Annotated in this window: 2 protein-coding genes and 1 pseudogene; 1 reads left to right on the forward strand and 2 read right to left on the reverse strand. The window is 74.1% G+C overall.

The window, feature by feature from the left end; genetic code table 11:
* Window positions 1–418: pseudogene (locus EYA84_RS32760) on the reverse strand (hypothetical protein); the annotation flags it as partial.
* Window positions 419–629: 211 nt separating this feature from the next.
* On the opposite strand from EYA84_RS32760, the gene EYA84_RS29670 reads away from it, so the two are divergent.
* Window positions 630–1739 (forward strand): SUKH-3 domain-containing protein, encoded by a 1110-nt coding sequence (locus EYA84_RS29670; RefSeq protein WP_236146032.1) that lies wholly within the window; start codon window positions 630–632, stop codon window positions 1737–1739.
* Window positions 1740–1745: 6 nt separating this feature from the next.
* Here EYA84_RS29670 and EYA84_RS29675 read toward each other — a convergent pair.
* Window positions 1746–3041: aldehyde dehydrogenase family protein (locus tag EYA84_RS29675; protein WP_131057397.1), on the reverse strand; the 1296-nt coding region annotated here is incomplete at its 5' end.

Raw genomic sequence — 3041 nt, forward strand, 5'->3', positions numbered from 1 at the left:
GAACACCCCGGCCCGGCGGCACCGGCGGTGGCACGACCCCACCCGGTGGCATCGGCGGCGCGACGACCGTGCCCGGCGGCATCGGCGGCGCGGCACCCGGACCTGGCGGCACGGACGCGGCGCCGTGACTCGCGCCGGAGCGGTAGGTGGTGCCGCCCGGGTTGCGCGGCAGCGGGATCTCGACCCTGTCCTGACGCTGCCGCCGGTCCTTCCGGGACCGGACGATCAAGAGCGCGATGAGCAGGACGCCGAGGACGACCATGCCGACGCCGAAGTACATCACCGGCGATCCGCCGGAGGACTGCTCGACGGCCTGGACGGAGCGCACCCCGTCCGCGTCGGCGCGAGCCGGCGCGCCACCGATCACCACCAGGCCACCCAGGGGCACGCAGAGCGTCGCGAGGCGACGTACCGACATGATCACCCACCGTTCTTCCCCCTGACGGGGGACCGCGGTCAGGCTACTACCGGGGCACGACCCCGGCCGGTCGGCGAGCACCCCGCAGGTGGGGCGCATCACGCCGACGCCGGTACGCCGAGCCGTCACCGAGGGCACGACGCGACTCACTCTGGGTCGCAACAACCGTACGGAGTGCCACGAAAGTGTGCTTCTCCGGTAAATTCCCCGTGTGATCGACCGCGAGCAGGCCGAGCAGATCGCTGCGGTGTGGGCCCGTCGCGACTCGGTACGACTCGGGCACGAGTGTCGTCCATCGGTCACCGAGTTCGACCTCGGCTACGTGATCACCTCCACCGTCCCGACACCGGCCGGAGCGCTCCCCGGCGACCTGCCGGCGACCGTGGTCGACAAGCACACCGGCGAGGTCAGCACCTGGCCCCGGGTGGCGACCGAGGTGGTCCAGCGGCTCTACCGACGCAGCCGCCCGAGCGGGCCACCGGTGCCGCGCACGGTGGACCCGGCCGGTCAGCTCATGCGGGAGGTGCACCGGTCGCCCACGCCGACCGTCACCGCGCACCTCACCGTCGAGGGACGGATCTTCACCGCCCGGGGCGCGAAGGGCGACCTGCCGCTGCACCTCCATCCGCTGCTCGACGAGTACCTGGACGGGCTGCCGGCCGGGCACCTGGTCCGTGGTGCCGAACGGCACGCGGAGGTCGTGGTCGTCTCCGACGTGCTGCACCACCACGACCACCTCCGTGCCGCCGAGGGCATCGCCCCGATGTGCCTGGGCGACGCCAAGGGCCTGCTGGCGTCGGCCCGCGTCGAGGTGTTCCGGGTCCGTGAGCCGACGGATCCGCACGCCGGTCCGGCCGAGAGGCCCTGCGACTCGTGTCTGGCCCTGCTGGTGGACTTCGGCGTCCTGCCGGGCACCGCCCGGGACCAGCTCGCGCCCCGGCCGCCCGGCGAGGCACCGGATCCCGTCCCGGGCCGGTCTCCGCCGGAGGTCGTCGACACCGACCTCACCGACTCGCCTCACCTGTCCAGCACCCGACGCGGACCGGGTCAGCAGGTCTGGATCTCCCCGTTCGACCTGCGGGCGCGTCAGGTCGCGCACTCCGCCGACTCGCTCGCCGACTTCGGGGCGGTGATCGGGGCACGGCTGGTTCCGATCGGCACCGAGGAGCAGCACAGCATCCTCGCGGTGGACGAGCGGGGCCGGGTCTTCGCGCTGGACCAGGCCGGCGAGTGGTTCCTCGGCGCGGACCTGGACGCCGCCCTGGTCACCCTGCTGTCCGGTCGCGCCCCGGCGCGGGTACGCGACGACGGCTCCTGGTGAGGCGCGCTACAGCCGGAGACCGGTGAGGACGGTGACCCGGGGGTCGGTGTAGTCGTCCATGGCGCTGCGCAACCCCTCCCGTCCCACCCCGCTCCCCTTCACTCCGCCGTACGGCATCTGGTCGGCCCGGTACGACGGCACGTCACCGACGATCACCCCGCCCACCTCCAGCGTCCGCGCCGCCGCGAAGGCGACGTCCAACCGTCGGGTGAAGACACCGGCCTGGAGCCCGTACGCCGAGTCGTTGACCGCCGCGAAGCCGGCCTCGTCGTCGGTGACCCGGTCCACCACGAGCACCGGCCCGAACACCTCCTCGGCGCGGACCCTCGCCGTGTGGGGCACCCCGCTCAGCACCGTCGGCGGGTACGTCGCCCCGGACCGTCGGCCCCCGGTCTCGACGGCGGCCCCGGCGGTCACCGCCTCGTCCACCCACGCCTCCACCCGTTGCGCCGCCTCCTCGGAGACCAGCGGGCCCACGTCGGTGGCCGGGTCGGTGGGGTCACCGGTCCGCAGTTCCCGCACGGCCGCGACCAGTCGGGGCAGGAAGCCGTCGTAGAGCCACTCGTGGACGAAGACCCGCTGCACCGCGATGCAGGACTGCCCGGCCTGGTAGTTGGAGAAGGTGGCGATCCGCTGCGCGGCGACGGTGAGGTCGGCATCCTCGGCCCAGTCCGCGCAGATCAGCACCGCCGCGTTGCCGCCCAGTTCCAGCGTGACGTGCTTGTCGGGCACCGCCCGGCGGATCGCCGCGCCGACCGGACCCGAGCCGGTGAACGAGACGACCGGCAGCCGGGGGTCGGTGACCAGCTCGGCGGCCCGGTCGTTGGGCAGCGGCAGCACCGAGAACATCCCGGCCGGCAGGTCGGTCTCGGCCAGGATCTCGCCGAGCAGCAGGGCGGTCAGCGGCGTGGCCGGGGCCGGTTTGACGAGCACCGGCGCGCCGACCGCGACGGCCGGGGCAACCTTGTGCGCCACCAGGTTCAGCGGAAAGTTGAACGGGGTGATGCCCAGCACCGGACCCTTCGGCACCCGCCGCACCAGGGCGATGCGGCCGGTGGCGGCCGGGTCGGTGTCGAGCCGTTGCAGCTCGCCGGAGAAGCGCCGGGCCTCCTCGGCCGCCCACCGGAAGGTGGAGACCGCCCGGCCCACCTCGGCCCGGGCCCACTTGACCGGCTTGCCGTTCTCGGCGGTGATCAGCGCGGCCACCTCCTCGGCCCGCTCGGCGAGCCGACGTGAGACGTGGTCCAACGCCGTGGCGCGGGCGTGCGCGGGCAGTTCGGCGGCGGTCGCGGCCACCTCGGC

Source organism: Verrucosispora sp. SN26_14.1 (assembly GCF_004307965.1).
GTDB lineage: Bacteria > Actinomycetota > Actinomycetes > Mycobacteriales > Micromonosporaceae > Micromonospora.